This window comes from Reichenbachiella sp. (assembly GCF_033344935.1).
Classification (GTDB): domain Bacteria; phylum Bacteroidota; class Bacteroidia; order Cytophagales; family Cyclobacteriaceae; genus Reichenbachiella.
Genome location: NZ_JAWPMM010000001.1, coordinates 2,693,903 through 2,712,263, shown reverse-complemented (window position 1 = coordinate 2,712,263; position 18,361 = coordinate 2,693,903). Strand labels below are relative to the sequence as shown.

Sequence of the window (18,361 nt, the reverse complement as noted above, 5' to 3'; positions counted from 1 at the left end):
TCTATATTCGAATCCAATTTTTCAAGAGTAAAAAGATGACACTAAAGACAAAAATTATCGCTGGCCTTGTTGCCGTTCTGATCATCATGCAATTTTTCGGAATTGACAAAGAGAATCCATCGTATGATGTGAACAATGATTTCATCGCAATGACCAATCCGCCCGAAGAAATTGCGCAGATGATTAAGACTTCTTGCTATGATTGTCACTCTTATCATACAGAGTACCCGTGGTACACCAGCGTTGCCCCTCTTTCGTGGTGGATCGGGGATCATATCGAAGAAGGTCGTGAGCACTTCAACCTTTCTGAATGGGGTACTTACTCAGAAAAGAAAGCTTTGCACAAACTAGAAGAGTTCTATGAAGAAGTAGAGGAAGGAGAAATGCCATTATCCTCTTATACATTTATTCACGGAGAGACTAGCTTATCGGATGAACAAGTAGAAAAACTAGTGGCTTGGGTAAAAAGCTTGCCAGGCGTAGAGCAGGATTAAAGTTTGATCCCTAAAGTCAAATAGAAACTTCTGCCGTCTGATGGAATGATACCGGGCCCTGGGTAGCCTGTGGCCCTTCGGGTGAAGTAGTTGTTGTCCGTCAGGTTATTGATCCCCGTTTCTAATTTCAACATCTTGTAACTATAAGACAACGAAAAATCAACGATATGATAGGCTGGAATTTCGCCTATCACCCCTTCCCTGGCATTGCCAGGTTCTGCTACACCCGAGTTTTCTGCATCGGTAAACTGTTTGGTCATTGTAGTTAATTGCACACTGGCCAAAAGATTTTTATACCCCATGTTCAAGCCAGTTTTGATATTAACATCTGGAATAAATTCTACTTTATTTCCGTCTACGTTGTTATTCCCTTCAATAGCGTTGAGATATTTGGATCCCGTGAAAGCTGCATTGACGAACCAATTGAATTTGAAATTTTTATTGTTCCATTTTAAAGTCTCTACAAGATTCCAATCAGCAAAAAATTCTAAACCATAGATCATCGCATCGCCAATGTTGGTTCTTACCCGATTGGCCCTATTGTCAAACACAATTCCTATACGATCCTTATACATCATCACATATCCTCCAACGTCATAAGACAAATACTTCTTCCATTTTCCACGCAACCCAATATCTGAAGTATATCCATTTTCATCCTGAATGTCTTCGTCGATGATAAATGATGGATTTACGGTTCTAATGTCGCTAAACGTAACCGAACGATAGTTCTGAGAAAAATTCCAATACAACTCCAGGTTGGGATTGAATTCATTGCTCAAGCCTAAACCCAATAAAACAAATGTTCTAGGTAGAGATTCTACATCAGTCGTATCTCTGGAGTCAGGAAATATACGATAAGCACCGTCACTCTCCGTTTTAATGTGCTCAACTCTTATGCCTGGGGTAATAGATAATTTATCATTCAGGTAAAATATATTCTCTCCAAAAAAGGCCAAATTCTGATTGGGAAAGGTAAAGTCAGAAACATTAGGATAAGTAGAATTATTCCGATCGAATGTAAAATCAGCGTCACTACCAAATGAACCTGGTCCTTGTAACGATGTATTGTTTGCTTTGTAAAATTTGGTACCGATTAAGAACACAGCATCTCGATCAAAAAGGCTATATCTCGTCAGCAACCTCGCCTCTACACCCCAGTTATTGAAACTCCCTTTAATTAAATCTCTTGGGTAGATATAATTCCCATTTTCATCGGTCCAATCCGGTTCGCTCACTGGATTTCTATTGAGTCCATCTGGTCCTGGGATCCCTCTAAATCCAAGCGCATTACGCTCGGCATCCAATCCAAACACATTCAGGCTGAAATCGGTGCGGTTGGAGAACTTATGATCTAATCGGATAGAATACAGCTTCCAATCTACTTCAAACCAGTTTCTCTCTCGATTGGTAAACATGGGGTCTTCTGCCAACTGGCTATCGGTTAATCCGCCAGCTTGCTGCGCCAGGTATTTGAGATAAGTAAAATCCGCAGAGACGCTCGTTTCATCACTAAATGCATATCCAAAATTGGCAAAGAAGTTTTTAGAATCGAAGTCTGAATTGGGTCTGTATCCATTGCCCTGTTTGTAATTAAAATAAGTATAGTAACTGAATTTGCCTACCGTTCCGCTCAGGCTGTTGAAACTAGTAAAAAGGCCAAAAGAACCAATGGTTTGCCGTGAAACCAACTCCACCTTCTTATCAGCCACAGGCTCTTTCATTTTGAAATTGATCAGCCCTCCGAACTGTGTACCATATTGCAAGGAAGCGGCGCCACGAATCACTTCGATCTCCTCAAGCCCCTCAACCGGTGGCGTATAGTAACTTTCCGGATAACCCAGAACGTCTGCACTGATATCATATCCATTTTGTCTGGTATTAAAGTTTGAAGTACGATTAGGGTCCAGTCCTCTTCCTCCTATGCTCAGCTGTAGTCCTCCGTCATTACTTTCATAAATATTGAGCCCAACCACTTGAGAATATACTTGACGGGCGTTATTACTCGCACGATTACCAACCATCTGATCCAACAGAATTACTTCACTTTTTTTACCCGCATAGATAGCCGTTCCTTCTACTGGCTGGAGACGCTTCAAACTAAATATCTCTTCCTTCTTTTGGTTGATAACCACCTCTGAAAGCTCAGTCAACAATTCGGAGAGTTCGAAGTCTAAGGTTTGATTGCTACTTAGCTCTAGTTGCGTAGCCAGTGTTTCGTACTGATAAGAAAAAACGATTAACGTGTATTTGCCAGAAGGAACATTTTTGAAACGGTAATAGCCACTCTTATCGGTATCAGCCAATGTTTTCAACTCTTCTATATAAACCTGAGTAGAAGCGATTCCTTTTTTTGAAACAGCGTCTGTTACTCTACCCTTCAATTCATGCTGTGCCCAGGAAACCTGAACCAGCAATAGCAACACCCCTATTAAACTACAAACCTTTAATCTCATCTTCGAATGGTAAAATCCAATCTTTATGTTTGAATGACTCTTTTTCCTTCATTAAATCAACTTTGGGGTTGACAAATGGGCGACTTGATCTCCCATTCAGCGCCACAAAACTATCTACATACACCTCAACATTCTGATGTCCTTGAGACTCAAAATGTCGTCCTAAATAATGGGCGTATTCCAAAATAAAGTCAGGTTGAAATGACATTTGCTTCTCTTGGAATGGTGTGAGAAAGTCTCTGTTTTCCACGTAAAACCGTTGACCTGTTTTCCCATCAACAATTTTGAAACTAGCCACACCAGCTTTTTCCATCAACATCACACGCCAAGAAAACCGAAAGCCTTCTTCTGTCCAAAATAACTCTCCAGGATACAACAGATATCTAAATGGAATGGCCAATTGGAGCGCAAAGAAAACGATTATCAAGTTCAATCTTACGCTCTGCCATAAAGATTTATTGTCAATGTTCAAAGAACGACCAGAGTGAGCCGTTGGTCTCAACCAAGGAACATATTGACTCAGTTTTTCTAACACTTTGACATGAAATGATGGTGTGAAAAATATTAATGTACAGGCAATCATGAGGTATGGAAACATTCCGATAGGAAATAGCATACTGGTAAGGACATGAAAAACAATAACCATAAAATACCCTAACCATCTGGTAGTCGCATAGAGCAATAGAAAGGGAACCGTCAGATCATACAAGGCACCCATCCAACTCAATGCATAATGCACCCAGGTCTGCTGCAACCAATAACCCAATAATGGCAAATCATAACCACCAGGCAACCACATTTTCAGAGGCATGGCGTGAACTAACCAATCAGAATTCAACTTAGCTAAACCAGCATAGAAATAGACAATACCGAGCATCAATTTGAGGACATCTACATTCCAACGGGGTATATAATCAAATGACATTGTTGGATTCTTGCATGAATCAATGGAGGCATAAACATGGGCCGGTAGGAAAATAAGAACGAAACTCACCAGACTTACAAAATAATAGTGATTGAGATAGGTGGTCTTATCCATCAACTCGATGTAGGTGAAGCTCAAAAAGAAAACAATAATAGCTATTCGATACTTATAGCCCACCGCAACCATCAATGCAGATAAGCCACAAACAATGAATATGACATAAGTAAATCCCCCCAAAGGTTTCACCCATTCAAAACCATAATAGGTAAAATGAAAACTGGGGTCTAAGTACAACCGCTCGATCCAGCCATAGGCCCAAAATCGAATCATGCTCATAAACATGAGCAGCCCGAATAAAATACGAAAGACCGCTAGTGGAGCGGCCTGTAAAGATTGATTCCAATATGATGATTGCCCATCAGTCACCATCAGCATCTACATAATCGACTTTGATATTTAATGCTTGCAACATGTCGAGCTTGAAGTAAATTACATTCTTTTGTAGCTCATCATAGGTATTGAGCATCAATGTATTATTTGTTTCTACTTGCTCAGAGAAATCATCCAAAAGATTTGCCCCTGTAGTTTCTATTGTAACAAACTGATCATTGATCAACTTAACTAAATCCTCTCCTTCTTTAATTGAATTCAAATATTCCAGATAGGTAGCAAAACTTTCCCCTTTCGTTGCACTGCCATAATGCTGACCATTAAAAAAGGCTTCACTTGCCGCTAAAGCTTCTTCGTAAAGCGCTTTTGAAAAGTCTGAATTGTAAAAAGCTTCTACATCCGTCGGATCAGGTGAATTGCTTGAGAATACACCTGCCGGAATACCAATTTTACTGGCACGTAAGTGCTTTTCGAAATAATAGATATAATCATTCGCCACCTTATTAACCGCACCAGTCGCACTAGAACCGTCATTGTTTACAAAAGTGTCACGGTAACCATTATTCCAATCTTCCACTACTTCCGTGGTCATGGAATGTAATCTATTGACTATATCACTTAAATAGGTTTTATAAGAAGAACCAGTTTGAATATTTGTATAGAAAGCGACAATATCTGCATCAGTACTCCCCAAACCATTAATCAAATAATCAATAGCTGGAAAACCTTGCTGATCTCTTCTTGAAGGGAGCTCCAAATTGTAATCACCAGAAGTAATACTGGCTTCTATTTCAGTGGGATTGGTAGGATACAAATTTGAATAACTCTGCATACTAAGTGCTTCTGCCCTACCAATTTCAAACATAGATACCCATTGCCAGGCCAGGTAAGCCGACTGCCACTTATCTCTTAGAGATACCAAATTACTTTCAGAAGCATCAGCCGTAAAGGTCTCAACTGATGACACGAGTGCGTCCAATTCCTTTTCATAGTTTGCATAAGCAGGAATAATGATGTTGTCCGCCCAATTGGCTAACATAGCCCCACGATCAAAATTATCACCGGCGGACTCATCGCTTCCTGTATCGCAAGAGAATAAGAAAACTGTAAATACTAATAAGAAAACTCTAGAAACCTTCATAAACTTAAAAATGAGGTCAGTTTAGAACTGACCTCATCCAATTTTTTATTATCAATTCATTTATAATGCTGCTTCAGCTAGCACTAGATCGAAAGCATCAACGATTTTATTTGATATCTCGTCAAGTGTGGTTGAAGAAGCACTCCATAGGCCATTTTCATTGGCCAATATATCTTCGTAAAATTTTTCTACTTCAGTCTTAGTGAAGTAAGGTGAATCTGTATTTGGCTTTCTTGTAAACTGCAAACTGTATACAAAGCCTAACCCTTCAGACAAATCATGGAAAGCACCTCCATATTCCTGAGATTCGAGCAATGCTTTACCTCCTTGAAGATAATGTACAGCTCTTACAGCTATCACCTTAGAAATGTTCTCTCTAATTATTTCTGCTTGGGTATCTCTTACGGTATAGTCTTTGGCAACAATGGCCGCTCTACCCAAAATAAAAGCATCTTCAATTGCATCAGCAATCCCAGTGTAATTTTCATTTCCATCAACGCTTCCAATGTACTTCAATAAATCGCTCGGCTTCTCAGCTGTACCTCCATATACATATCCGTAAGCTTCATCCCATTTGTGCTCCATATTCGTATACGTCTTGCCTTCTGCAAGCACATCAGCATCATTATCTTCAATGTTGGAACCAGCATCCAGCACAGCTGTACTCGTATAGTTATTCAAAATCTGATCTGCTAAAAGAGCACCGATTAGAGACTTGGCGATTACCTGATTGTATTCTACACCTTCTGCACTCACATATCTTGTAGAAGTCCCATCAGCAATTTGACCAGCATTACCTGCTGAAGCGGCATCATTCCAACGTGGAAAAACTTCATCATGTTGGTTTCCAATCCAAGTGTCGATTTGTGTTTTAATAGCTGCAGCATCCGTAGCGTTGTCTGAATAAAAATCAGCTGAAGCTGCAGTTTTACTCTTTAGGTTTTTATCAGAAGCATTTAAGTCAGCATCCGAAAAATCAGCCTCACCCTCTTGGTGATTGTACATACTTAATAGCGCTTCTTCAGAATTGGTTTCCACTTTTAGCGCACCACCGAATTCATGATTCATGGCTATTCTTGTAGACTGACCACTGTAAGAAACAGTACTCGCTCCATCTCTGGTGAATGTATATGTATCTGGCGTTTCTATCGATGGAGTGGTTTCATCATCGCTGCATGACATCAATGTCGCTCCAAAAAGTAAACCGATATAAATCTTACTGAATTTCATAAGTCGCAAATATATTATGTTTATTAAGACTGATTATAAATAATGATGCAAAAGTAAATATCCACCCTATCCAGACAACCTTTGACTTAACTAATTCTTAATTACTGATAAAAATCACTAATAGTAGTGAGTTACACGATTGAATATATTTTTCAACTCTATCAAAATATATTTTTAGATTAATCTAAATTTTGTTTTCTTTTGCATAAAGCCAAATGAAATCCATGCTGAGTCACGCAGAAGAGAATTATTTGAAAGCCATTTACCATTTGTCTCAAGCAGACAAATCGGATGTTTCCACTAATGCCATTGCAGAAGTTCTGCAAACTAAACCAGCATCGGTTAGTGATATGATTAAGAAACTTTCCGATAAAGGATTTGTCAATTACCAGAAATACAAGGGGGTGAATGTATCTGTTAAGGGAAGAAAAGAAGCGCTCCAAATAATCAGAAAGCATAGACTTTGGGAAGTTTTCTTAGTTGACAAACTTCAATTTAAGTGGGACGAAGTGCATGAGATCGCTGAACAATTAGAACATATTAAGTCCCCTATCCTAACTCAAAAGCTCGACAAATTTTTAGGGCATCCTAGAATCGATCCACATGGAGATCCAATTCCGGATGAACGTGGAGAAATTGTAGTAGGCAAGAAAGTTCCATTATCAGAAATCAATATTGGTAAAACTGTTTTGGTAACTGGGGTCGATGATTCTGATTCTGAGTTTCTATCACATCTTGACAAAATTCAGATTGCCTTAGGAACCAAAATAGTTGTCATGGAGAAAAATTCATTTGACGGATCCATGCAAATACAAATGGTCAACGACCAAGTCATATTTATTTCAAAACAAGTGGCAGACAACTTATTAGTAACCGAATGAAAAACTACAAATACATATTCGTCCTCGTTTGCATCATTGCTTTCAATGCCTGCCAGCCTAATAGCAATACGCGTAACGGTAAACTAAAAGTGGTCACTACTACAGGCATGATCTATGATGCCGTGATCAATATTGCTGGAGATAGTGTTGACGCCCAAGCACTCATGGGGCCTGGTGTTGATCCACATTTATACAAAGCTACCCAAGGGGACTTGAAGAAACTCCAAGAGGCTAACCTTATATTTTATAATGGATTGCATCTAGAAGGAAAAATGGGTGAGGTATTTGAGAAGTTAGGACGGATTAAACCAGTACGAGCGATTACTGAGAATATCCCACCTTCCAATTTTCGTGCTAGTGAATTATATCCCGGTACCTATGATCCCCATATTTGGTTTGATGTATCACTTTGGAAAGAGGCAGTAAAGAATATCCAAAAGTATCTAAATGAAGTGGATGAGAAAAACAAAGCATACTACGATCAAAATGCTACTAATTATCTTCGACAATTAGATTCACTGCACACTGCAGTTAGCCAATCGATAGCTCAGATTCCCGAGAAACAAAGGTTGTTAATTACTGCTCACGATGCCTTTGGGTATTTCGGAGATGCCTACGGAATTGAAGTAAATGGCCTTCAAGGCATATCTACACTATCCGAACCAGGACTCAAAGATGTGGCCGATCTGGTTAACCTGATTGTAGAGAACAAAATCAAAGCAGTATTTATCGAAACTTCCGTTTCAAAAAAGGCTATTAATGCTGTAGTAGAAGGTTGTAAACAAAAGGGACATCAAGTAGCTATCGGCGGTAGTCTGTACTCAGATGCCATGGGGCCCTTCGGACAATTTGAAGGCACCTATATAGGAATGGTTCACACCAATGTAGAAACAATTGTAAACGCACTGAAATGATTGTAAATGTAGAAGACCCGGTTTTAGAAATTCACGATCTAACAGTCACCTATAGTCGAAAACCTGTATTATGGGGAGTTGACCTCACCTTACCTAAAGGGGCATTAGTTGGTGTTATTGGACCTAATGGAGCAGGAAAATCCACACTTATAAAGGCCATCATGGAGATTGTCCCTTTGAGTAGTGGCTGGGTTGAGCTTTTAGGCCAACCTATTGAGCAGGTTCGAAACAGAGTGAGCTACGTTCCTCAGAAAGAATCTGTAGACTGGGATTTCCCCGCCTCTGTTCGTGATGTTGTCGTCATGGGGCGGTATGCAGAATTAGGACTATTCAAACGACCTCGAAAAGCCGATTATGAGGCTGCTGATTATGCTCTTGAGCAAGTAAACATGCAGCAGTTTGCCAATAGACAAATTAGTCAACTGTCCGGTGGGCAGCAGCAAAGAGTATTTCTGGCTCGTGCACTGGCACAAAATGCTGAGATCTACTTCATGGATGAGCCATTTGCAGGAGTAGATGCCGCCACTGAAAAAGCTATTATCAACATTCTTAAAACGATGTCCGATGAAGGCAAAACAGTTATCGTCGTTCATCACGACTTGCAAACAGTATCTCAATATTTCGATTGGGTGGTACAACTTAACACCAGACTGGTTGCCTCAGGACCGGTTGAAGAAGCGTTTACACAAGAGCTATTGCAAGAAACGTACGGTGGCAAACTGAGTATCCTTTCAGAAGTAGGGAATCTTTTAAAGAAACAGCAATTTCCAACTCGTGATTTGACTTGATTCAATGGAAGATTTAATCACATTCTTTTCATTTCAAAATCCAAACATCAGGTTTGTGACTGGTGGGTCGGTATTGCTGGCTATCAGTTCTGCGCTGGTGGGCTGCTTTACTTTTCTTAAGAAAAAAGCACTTGTTGGTGATGCAGTTGCCCATGCCGTATTACCGGGAATCTGTCTAGCCTTTCTCCTGTCCGGAACAAAAAATCCAATTTATCTCATAACTGGAGCCTTTATTACTGGTTGGCTTTCCTTAATCTTAATAGATGTAATCACACGAAAGTCAAAGATCAAGGAAGACACCGCCATTGGCCTTATTCTCTCCGTCTTTTTTGGCGTGGGAATTTTGCTATTAACAATGATTCAGCATTCTGGAAATGCTGCTCAAACCGGTTTAGATTCTTTTTTATTTGGTAAAGCAGCTGCTCTGGTGGGCGATGACCTGGTCATATTTAGTGTGATTAGTATTTGCTTACTTCTGGGGGTAATTCTTCTTTACAAGGAATTTGCCTTGATCTCGTTTGATGAAGACTTTGCTAAGTCCATCGGATTCCCAGTTAAACGACTGGAATTGGCCTTGACAACATTAACCGTCCTTGCCGTGGTCACAGGTATACAAGCAGTTGGCGTCGTACTTATGGCTGCCATGCTCATTACTCCTGCAGCGGCTGCACGTTTTTGGACCAACAAACTTAGTATTATGCTACTATTGGCTGCTATTTTCGGAGCTTTCTCAGGGGTGAGTGGTGCTTATATTTCTTACGTTGCGCCATCTATGCCCACGGGTCCATGGATTGTGATGGTCATTTCCATGATTGCCTTGACTTCTTTCTTCATTGCTCCCGAAAAAGGCATTCTATACAAACTCATTCGTCAGTCGAAGATCAAAAAACGAATTCTAACAGAGAACATCCTCAAACTGTTTTATCAATTGGGTGAAATGGACAGCAATTTTGAAGAACAAAGGAATATTGAGCAAATTCAAGCCAAACGCCCAATCAGGACTCCTGCCCTACTATCAGGCCTCAACCGATTAAGCCAACAAGGTTTTTTGAAACATCATAAAGGAAGCTGGCAGTTAACTGACCAAGGACAGAAGAAAGGACAAAGAATTGTGAAACTGCACCGTCTATGGGAGGTTTATTTGACCAAATACTTACGCATAGCTCCTGATCATGTGCATGAAGATGCCGACAACATCGAGCACATACTAACTCCAGAATTGGAAGCTCGCTTGGAAGCACTATTGCAGTATCCGACAAGCGATCCGCATGAGTCAGTAATACCTTACAACAAACCTATCAAAAACTAATGGATGCACTTTATATCATATCGGCTGGATCATTAGTAGCAGTTACATGCGGCTTATTGGGTTGTTTCTTGATTTTGAGAAAAATGGCCATGGTGGGCGATGCTATATCTCATGCTGTGCTACCAGGTATCGTTCTAGCTTTTTTGATTAGTGGAAGTAGAGATTCGGTAATCATGTTGCTAGGTGCTGGAATCATTGGAATTCTCACCACAGTATTAATTGAGTTTTTTCATAAGAAAGGAAATCTTCAAACCGACGCTTCCATTGGAGTTACCTTCACCTGGTTATTTGCGCTTGGAGTTATCCTTATTTCCGTTTTTGCCAATGAAGTGGATTTAGACCAAGACTGTGTTCTACACGGCGAAATAGCTTATGTGCCTCTCGATTTGTGGATTACAGAATCAGGGTTGATCTTAGGCCCTAGAGTATTGTATGTTTCGGGATTTGTTTTTCTTGTAATTCTCGGCTTCATCATTTTAGGCTACAAGGAGTTGTATCTCACTACATTTGACCCTGCTTTCGCTACGGCCATTGGTATTTCCACCGTACTATGGCACTATTTATTAATGGCCGCCGTTTCACTTACTACTGTGGCGTCATTTGAATCAGTGGGCGCCATATTAGTTGTAGCATTTTTGATTGCTCCACCAGCTACCGCTTATTTACTCACCAGCAGCTTCCCTCGAATGCTCTTACTAACTGTCATACTCGGTATTGTTGTTTCTGCAGCAGGTTATTATTTGGCAGTTTTGCTAGACGGATCCATTGCAGGGGCTATGTCATCTGTTGCCGGTATATTATTCCTAATTGCCTTTTTGTTTTCACCCACTGAAGGAGTAATAACCACAAGAATTCGCCAAAAAACGATTAAACCTAACGCTTGACTTTTTTCTCCAACAGAAAAATGTTTTCTTTATCGAAATTGAATTTAAAAATGCGTTCAACCACAGCTTTCATCATAGTTTTTCTCTCGTGCTTTTTAGTCGCTCTTTCACCCAAAAAGACGTACAAGCATACACCTCATGACTTTCACATGAAGCACGAAAAAATAATAATTCCATCTACAGGTGGAGCACAGTTAAGCGCTTGGTACTTTCCATCGGATCTTGGTGATCAGCTCATGATCATGAGCCATGATGGCGTTGGGAATATGGGCGACTACCTGGAGCGGGTACGAATTCTTGTCCGCTATGGGTTTAGCGTACTGATTTACGATTACCGCGGTTATGGGGCAAGTAGTGGTTTTAAAATCAACAAGTACCAATATGTTTATAAAGAATTTTATGACGATTTTGATGCGGTTTATAATTACTGTGAAGACAGATTTCATCACGAATTAATCGCCTACGGTTGGGGAATCGGCGCTGGCATATCTGTGACAAGGGGGTACATAAAAGATGACATTGCAGGAATTATTGCTGATGAACCGTTTGTTGATTTTACTGCCTTGAAAACTCAATTCAAAAAAATTAATGCAGTAATGACCTTACCCGAAGGCATCGAAAACAGCGACTACAATGCTTTGAACATTGTGAAGAAAGAACCAGGCAAAAACCTACGAGGCATTTTGTACATTCATGGTTCAAAAAACTTCTTGTATACCACCGAAGACATGGAGAATCTCCTTCATTCGACCTCACATGATTTCAAAGAATTATATCAATTTGATGTGGCCTCTAGAATGGACAATTTTACTGTCAATGAATCGGAATATGCGAAGCAGATTTACGCTTTTGTGTTGAATTTATAGATCAGTCCAAGCTTCGAGTGTTCCTGTACATGAAGGCCAATCCAATTCCGATAGATGCACCAAATGCATGTGACTCCCAGGAAATGTTGGATACCGTTGGTAACATACCGTAAACCAATCCTCCATACAAGATCACAACAACTATAGAAATAGCCAAAGAACGAAAGTCCTTTCTAAACAAGCCAAAAGATATAAGAAAAAAGGCCAATCCATAAATCAACCCACTAGCCCCAATATGATAAAATGGCCTACCGAAAAACCAAACCAGTATTCCGGTAAGGATATAGCAATTAGCAAATACCCAAAGGGCAATTCGGTTGTAAAACACGAACATGGTAATCCCTAAAAAAAGTAACGGAAGTGTGTTTGATAAGATATGTTGTGTATTTCCGTGAACTAAGGGCCCTGTAATTATACCGATTAGGCCATCAATTCTCCTTGGATATATACCCAAGAAACCTAAGTCAATATGGGAATAAAACTGAAAAGTAAATACGAGCCAAATGACAAAAGTCAATCGAAGTGGATAAATAATATCAGCCCGGTATCTGGTATACATCGTTTAGGTTTGGAGCAAAAAAAACCCCGACTGGCGGGGTTATCAAATTCTTAGTTTTCGTAATCCGATGGATCGTCTATCATTGTCAATTCCATAAGTTTAGCTTCTTCATAGCTCACGGACATATAGCCTAATATCCCACCAGAAGCCTCAGCTATTTTCTTAGCCATATCCTTTAGGCTAGCATGCAGTTTTACAGCAAATTTGTGGTCAATTTTAGGTAAGATGAAGTTCAATTTCCTCAACTCCTTGCCAATAATTTCTGCTCTCCCGTCAGGTGTATCTGGCATTTCATTAACCATCTTCTCAAACTTCTCTTTAAAGTCTTTACCCACTTCTTTATAGTAATCTATAAGTTGCTCTCTCGCTCTTGACTGCTTACTATTTGCAATTTCCACAGCTTGATGGATTTCACTCTTGTCTATCTTATCATCAGCTCCGGCTATTAAAATAGACACCAAAACGGGAGCCTTAAGTAACACCTCTATTTCATCATCACGCAACGTGTTGAATTCCTTAATCATCTGATTGAAATTTTTATTGGTTTAAAAAATCGAAAATAAACTAATTCGTGTAAATCAGAAAATTTTCATTACAATTTAGGTATTAAACGAGAAGGTTAAGCAAATCCCCTACTGAGATAGCTTGTCCATCCTTTTTCTATCATTAATAAAGCCTTCTATTTGTTCTACATCTAGCTTTTTTGCGATGATAGTTTTGTCTTTATCTACAATATAAACCTGCGGGGTGCTTCGTACATTGTACTGGACTCTAAAATTACTTTTGTAATACGGATCCCCTAGGTTGATCCATCCATCCAATCCAAACTTTTTAATAAAATCCTTCCACTTTTTGGTATCCGTTCCAACAGTAACTGCAGCCACATCAAAATCTCCTTCCATTTTTTTGTACAAATCATACAGAACTGGAGTCTTCTTTTTGCAGTGTCCACAATCAGGATCATAAAAATACAATACCAGATAATCAGACTTTATATTATATAAACTCTTCCTATTTTCTAAAGTATCCAATAGATACATCTGTGGAGCTTTTAGACCTATTTGATTTTCGCGGAGAAAAGTCATCTCCTTACTCAATTCTGCAAGTAGGGTACTGTCTGCCCAATCAACCTTTCCATTCAAGTAATAGTTATCGGACAAGTGTACAAATACCTTATCCATGCCCATGATTTTTGGATTTTGATATTCTCCAAAAAAACTACCCATCCAATATCTATAAAGCTCAGGATTGTTTTTGCATTTAGCTAAAACATGATCAATTGAAGCAATTATTGAGTCTGGATTCTGGAAAGTTACGCGATCTATATACTCTTTTACTTTTCCATAAAAATTCGGAGTTCTAAGCAAGCCTTCAGACTCAAAATCGAGGCCATCAAAAAAATGATCTTTGTAATAATTGTATTGTGATTTTTTTTGATCTATAGTCAGAGAATCACTTTCTATTTCTAGTTCCGGAGACTTGGCCATCATAATCAAAATTTGGCCCATAAAAGTATCCCCAAATGTCTCAAGCAAACTATCTCGTTTTATACTATTTCGTTCAGTTAGTTTAGCTATTTCTTCTCGTACACGAGCCGTGTCGCTCCTTACACTGGTAGAGTCCAACGACTCTGTTAGCTCTTTCACCTTGGTTTGATGGTCAATCATCGTTAGTTGAAATGCTCTAAACTGTTCATTATCCTCAGAATTTATCACTTCAAGATCTTGATAAGTGGTAGCCATTTTAGTTTTCAGTTCGAAGTCCAATGATCGATCTACCAAAAACTCCATCGTATAGCTTCCAGTGTATAGAAAATACACCCCTGTTTTGATCGCCTTCTTATTTTCGAATACCATATTTCCCTTATTATCAATAGACGTGGTATCCAAGACATATCTTTTGTTGCCCATATAGTAACCTAGGTAGGCTACTGAATCCTCGAGTCCGTCAATGGTTAACTCGATTCTATATGGTCTTTTTTCTGACTCAGCCTTTTGAGCAAATCCAGAATTAAGCAATGTCAAAAACAAAAAGAGTATAAATAAGTGTCTGTAATGATTCATGTAATCCAATTGAATGAAACAAAATGTAAAACAAACAAATTTGATGCTAGCATATAGATAATTAACAAAATTTTAACTTAATACAATTATGAATATTCAGCGTTTCAAATCTTAGCTTTTAGCAAAATTTGTTCTTATAGATGAAAATAACCGTCCATTCATATTCCTAAATTATAAACTTGTAATTGGAGCAAACAATTGAATTGTTCTTGATGATATTGCAATGATTTACTACCTTGAACGCAATTTATTCTAAATATAAAAATATAAGCTATGAAACTTATCGAGGAAATGAATTACATCAGTAGAAAACCTAAAGACGAAGAAGAACCAGATCCACCTAAGAATCCCGACGGCGGACGTTATTAGGAGGTGAGCTTAGCAGCATTTTGAGAATTTATTATTTTATTTTACAACCTACCTGTGCACCGGTTTTATATATTGATCTTTTTACTTACCGCCCTGCCTTGCACATTCAGTCAGGCACAAAATCTCACATTTCAAAAGGACGAATCTTTTAATCAATTTGTAAAAGCCTACGATTCCCTCATCTATTCAAATGAGTTAGACTTGGCCTACGACTTATTGTTAGAAGAATCAGATGACCTCCTTAGCAATGAAATTTACAGCAGCCTATACTACCAGTTGCTTTACAAAAAATTGAAAAGTGAATATCTAGGTGGAAATTACCTGGAATCTATTTCTACAGCCAGAGAGTTTCTTTCCAGTTATAATCAGCGTGATACTTTAATGGCATATACGTACTATTATCTAGGCAATGGATATTATCGCTTTGAAGATTATGACATCGCTATGGATTGTTACTTTAAGGCAAACAAAATTTTCCAAGAAACTTCAAAATTCAATGAAGTTGCTAACCTCACCAGTAACATTGGATCTATCTACAGCAACCTTCAAGAATATGATCAGGCATTGAGCTACTATTTAAAATCACAACAAACGCTAATAAAATATGGATTAGCGCCAGACCCTTACACCTACGCCCAAATTGCGCGATTAAATACTAGGTTGCGAAAGTTTGACTTAGCTAAACAATATCTTGATAGCGGTCTGCACTATGCAAAAGTTCATAATGATTACGACGAAGAATATTTTATTTACAGATCTCTGGCCTCAATGTTTACCAAACAAGGTCTACTTCAGAAAGCTAAACAGTACCATAAAAAAGCATATGATGGATATGTGAGTATAAATGATATTGACAATGCATTGGACTGTGCTAGATATCTATCAGCTATAGATATAAGGCTTGGCAATTATGAAGAAGCACTTGAAAACTGCGAGAAGCATTTGGCACTCGCCTACTCCTCCAAGAACATGAATGAGATTGCGGCTTTTTCAAAAAAAATCTATGAGATCCTTGTAAAACAAGAAAGGTATAAAGAAGCGATCTACATCCAACAAAGTTATGACGAAGTACAAGATTCAATTGACCGCTCACAAAAAGAGAAAAATAAATACAAGGTACAAATGCGGCTAGAAGCCGAAAAAAGAACAGTAGAAAACGAACTTCTTAAACAGCAAAAAATAACAGATCAAGAAACAATTAGAGCACAAAACACGCTACTTCTTAGTGTTTGTATTGGGCTCATTCTTGTCATAGTTATCTCATTGATCATTTACCGTACCTACATTATAAGCAAGAGATTAAACCTCAAAATACAGGAACAATCCAATAGACTAAAGCAGCTCGATGAGGCCAAATCTAGATTCTTCGCCAACATATCTCATGATCTTCGAACTCCATTAACGCTTATCATGGGTGGAATAGAACAAGTACTAAAAAGTGATGACCTTCTATTAACAGAAAAGGCAGAACGGCAATTGAAAACTGGTCTACTCAATGGAGAAAGAATCATCCATCTAACCAATGAAATCAATGAACTTATCAAATTAGAAGATGGGAAACTCACGCTTCACAAAAAGTATATTGATATTGATAAAATGCTTAAGCTCTTTGTGAAAATGTTTGATTCGATGGCACAATTGAAAGGCATTCACCTTTCCTATTCCAAATCTATTTTTGAAGGTCCATCAGTTCTTCATATAGATCCGTCTCAATTTGAAAAAGTACTTTTCAACCTTATTACTAATGCGCTCAAACATACAAAGGAAGATGATTCTGTAACTGTAGCGCTAAATAAAAAAGGTCATAACTTAATCATTGCAGTTATTGATTCCGGAGAAGGTATCCCCGAACAAAATATCCCTTACATCTTTGAAAGATACTACCAAGCCCCTGACACCACATTTAAAACCCAAGAAGGTTTTGGAATCGGATTGGCTCTTGTAAAAGAAATCATCCAGAAACATGGAGCTAAAATAGAAGTTAAAAGTAAGTTAGGAGAAGGCTCTGAATTTGTAATTAGCATGCCTCAAGAGAACGTATCTGTTGAAGAAATTACCTTTTTACCTGAGCTAGATTTTACTAGTAGAACCAGAGGTCTATTTAAGAAAATTGATGAACCTATAGCCGAGCAAATACCTGTAGTAAATCTCGCAAGAACCTCAGACCAAAAAAGAAAAACTGTTTTGATCGTAGAAGATCATCCGGAAATTCGAGAGTATATCCAAAACATTGTTGAAGTCGATTACAATGTGTTGACAGCTCCCAACGGTCAACGTGCGCTGAAAGTTCTGGACAAGGAAGAAGTTGACCTCATCATCACTGATTTAATGATGCCCTGGTTTGATGGGTTTGAACTTCTTGAAAGATTGAAAGAAAATGATGAACTAAAAAAAATACCTGCGCTTGTATTGTCCGCCAGAACATCCGAAGAAGATAAAACCAAAGTATTGTCTCAAGGCGTGAACGATTTCCTTTGCAAACCATTCAAGCCCGAAGAACTCATTTTAAGAATAGAGAATCTATTAAATCAGAAAGAACTGTGGAACAACAATAATGAAGGAGCACTCTTTATCAATAACCAAGAAACGCTAGATGACATCGAAAAGTCCCTACTTAAGAAGGTAGAGTCTCTGATTTTTGACCGTATCGATGATCCAAATTTATCAGTCAATTGTTTGGCCGATGAAATTGCGGTAAGTGAGCGTAAATTTTACCGTATGATTAAAAAGATGACTGATAGCACTCCTTTTGAATTTATAAAGGAAATTCGAATGCAATACGCCAATAAAATTCTTAAAGAAAAAAAGATAAGCAGCGCGTCCGAAGTGGCCAAAGCCATTGGTATGAACAACGTGAGTCACTTTAACACACAGTTTAAGAAGAGATTCGGTAAAACCCCAACCGAATTTATATAGCTCCAGCGCTTATAAAAGGAGTTTGGCAAGATTTTCAAGTAGGTTGGCAACATTTTGAAATTGCATATACTCAACTTAGAGCATAATTAATTTTTCTCAAAATGCTGCTGGCTCCAGAATTTATTTCTGGAGCTTTTTTTGTCGTCTCACTATCAGTGCTCCACACCTTCATATTT

15 protein-coding genes are annotated in these 18,361 nt (G+C 38.6%); 8 read left to right on the top strand and 7 right to left on the bottom strand.

Going from position 1 to position 18,361, the window contains the following annotated elements; translation table 11 throughout:
* The first annotated feature begins 35 nt into the window (after positions 1-35).
* A complete protein-coding gene (locus R8N23_RS11820) occupies positions 36-494 on the top strand; it encodes a heme-binding domain-containing protein (RefSeq protein WP_318171806.1) in 459 nt (152 codons plus the stop codon).
* On the opposite strand, the gene R8N23_RS11815 is transcribed toward R8N23_RS11820, so the two are convergent.
* Genes R8N23_RS11815 through R8N23_RS11800 form a run of 4 tightly spaced genes read right to left on the bottom strand, consistent with a single transcriptional unit; the run spans position 491 to position 6,636 of the window.
* Positions 491-2,950: a TonB-dependent receptor gene (locus tag R8N23_RS11815; RefSeq protein WP_318171805.1), complete on the bottom strand. Its 2,460-nt coding sequence runs from the start codon at positions 2,948-2,950 to the stop codon at positions 491-493. The two genes, R8N23_RS11820 and R8N23_RS11815, sit on opposite strands and share 4 nt — an antisense overlap.
* Positions 2,931-4,304 (bottom strand): HTTM domain-containing protein, encoded by a 1,374-nt coding sequence (locus R8N23_RS11810; protein WP_318173573.1) that lies wholly within the window; start codon positions 4,302-4,304, stop codon positions 2,931-2,933. The genes R8N23_RS11815 and R8N23_RS11810 overlap by 20 nt, the downstream gene beginning before the upstream one ends.
* Positions 4,294-5,406: an imelysin family protein gene (locus R8N23_RS11805; RefSeq protein WP_318171804.1), complete on the bottom strand. Its 1,113-nt coding sequence runs from the start codon at positions 5,404-5,406 to the stop codon at positions 4,294-4,296. The genes R8N23_RS11810 and R8N23_RS11805 overlap by 11 nt, the downstream gene beginning before the upstream one ends.
* A 60-nt stretch (positions 5,407-5,466) precedes the next feature.
* Positions 5,467-6,636 (bottom strand): DUF4856 domain-containing protein, encoded by a 1,170-nt coding sequence (locus tag R8N23_RS11800; RefSeq protein ID WP_318171803.1) that lies wholly within the window; start codon positions 6,634-6,636, stop codon positions 5,467-5,469.
* Between the two features lie 224 nt (positions 6,637-6,860).
* Here R8N23_RS11800 and R8N23_RS11795 point away from each other — a divergent pair, with 224 nt between their 5' ends.
* From R8N23_RS11795 to R8N23_RS11770, 6 genes are read left to right on the top strand one after another with little or no spacing between them, the layout of a single operon-like run.
* Positions 6,861-7,517 carry a metal-dependent transcriptional regulator gene (locus R8N23_RS11795; RefSeq protein ID WP_318171802.1) on the top strand — a complete coding sequence of 219 codons (657 nt, stop codon included), beginning with the start codon at positions 6,861-6,863 and terminating at the stop codon, positions 7,515-7,517.
* The gene (locus tag R8N23_RS11790) at positions 7,514-8,431 is read left to right on the top strand and encodes a metal ABC transporter solute-binding protein, Zn/Mn family (protein ID WP_318171801.1); all 918 of its coding nucleotides are present in this window, start codon (positions 7,514-7,516) and stop codon (positions 8,429-8,431) included. Before R8N23_RS11795 ends, R8N23_RS11790 begins: the two co-directional genes overlap by 4 nt.
* A complete protein-coding gene (locus tag R8N23_RS11785; protein WP_318171800.1) occupies positions 8,428-9,219 on the top strand; it encodes a metal ABC transporter ATP-binding protein in 792 nt (263 codons plus the stop codon). Before R8N23_RS11790 ends, R8N23_RS11785 begins: the two co-directional genes overlap by 4 nt.
* A gap of 4 nt (positions 9,220-9,223) precedes the next feature.
* Positions 9,224-10,528, top strand: coding sequence for an iron chelate uptake ABC transporter family permease subunit (locus R8N23_RS11780; protein WP_318171799.1), 1,305 nt, complete (start codon positions 9,224-9,226; stop codon positions 10,526-10,528).
* Complete coding sequence (locus R8N23_RS11775) at positions 10,528-11,412, top strand: metal ABC transporter permease (protein WP_318171798.1); 885 nt, start codon at positions 10,528-10,530, stop codon at positions 11,410-11,412. The genes R8N23_RS11780 and R8N23_RS11775 overlap by 1 nt, the downstream gene beginning before the upstream one ends.
* Positions 11,413-11,462: 50 nt before the next feature.
* A complete protein-coding gene (locus tag R8N23_RS11770) occupies positions 11,463-12,278 on the top strand; it encodes an alpha/beta hydrolase (protein ID WP_318171797.1) in 816 nt (271 codons plus the stop codon).
* 1 nt (position 12,279) lies between these two features.
* On the opposite strand, the gene R8N23_RS11765 is transcribed toward R8N23_RS11770, so the two are convergent.
* The 3 genes from R8N23_RS11765 to R8N23_RS11755 all read right to left on the bottom strand — a co-directional run bounded on the left by R8N23_RS11765 (position 12,280) and on the right by R8N23_RS11755 (position 14,900).
* Positions 12,280-12,837 (bottom strand): rhomboid family intramembrane serine protease, encoded by a 558-nt coding sequence (locus R8N23_RS11765; RefSeq protein ID WP_318171796.1) that lies wholly within the window; start codon positions 12,835-12,837, stop codon positions 12,280-12,282.
* A gap of 50 nt (positions 12,838-12,887) precedes the next feature.
* On the bottom strand, positions 12,888-13,361 hold the full coding sequence (locus tag R8N23_RS11760; RefSeq protein WP_318171795.1) for a hypothetical protein: 474 nt from the start codon (positions 13,359-13,361) through the stop codon (positions 12,888-12,890).
* 108 nt (positions 13,362-13,469) lie between these two features.
* A complete protein-coding gene (locus R8N23_RS11755; protein WP_318171794.1) occupies positions 13,470-14,900 on the bottom strand; it encodes a thioredoxin-like domain-containing protein in 1,431 nt (476 codons plus the stop codon).
* A 441-nt stretch (positions 14,901-15,341) separates the two neighbouring features.
* Here R8N23_RS11755 and R8N23_RS11750 point away from each other — a divergent pair, with 441 nt between their 5' ends.
* Positions 15,342-18,185 (top strand): response regulator, encoded by a 2,844-nt coding sequence (locus R8N23_RS11750; protein ID WP_318171793.1) that lies wholly within the window; start codon positions 15,342-15,344, stop codon positions 18,183-18,185.
* The last annotated feature ends 176 nt before the right edge of the window (positions 18,186-18,361 follow it).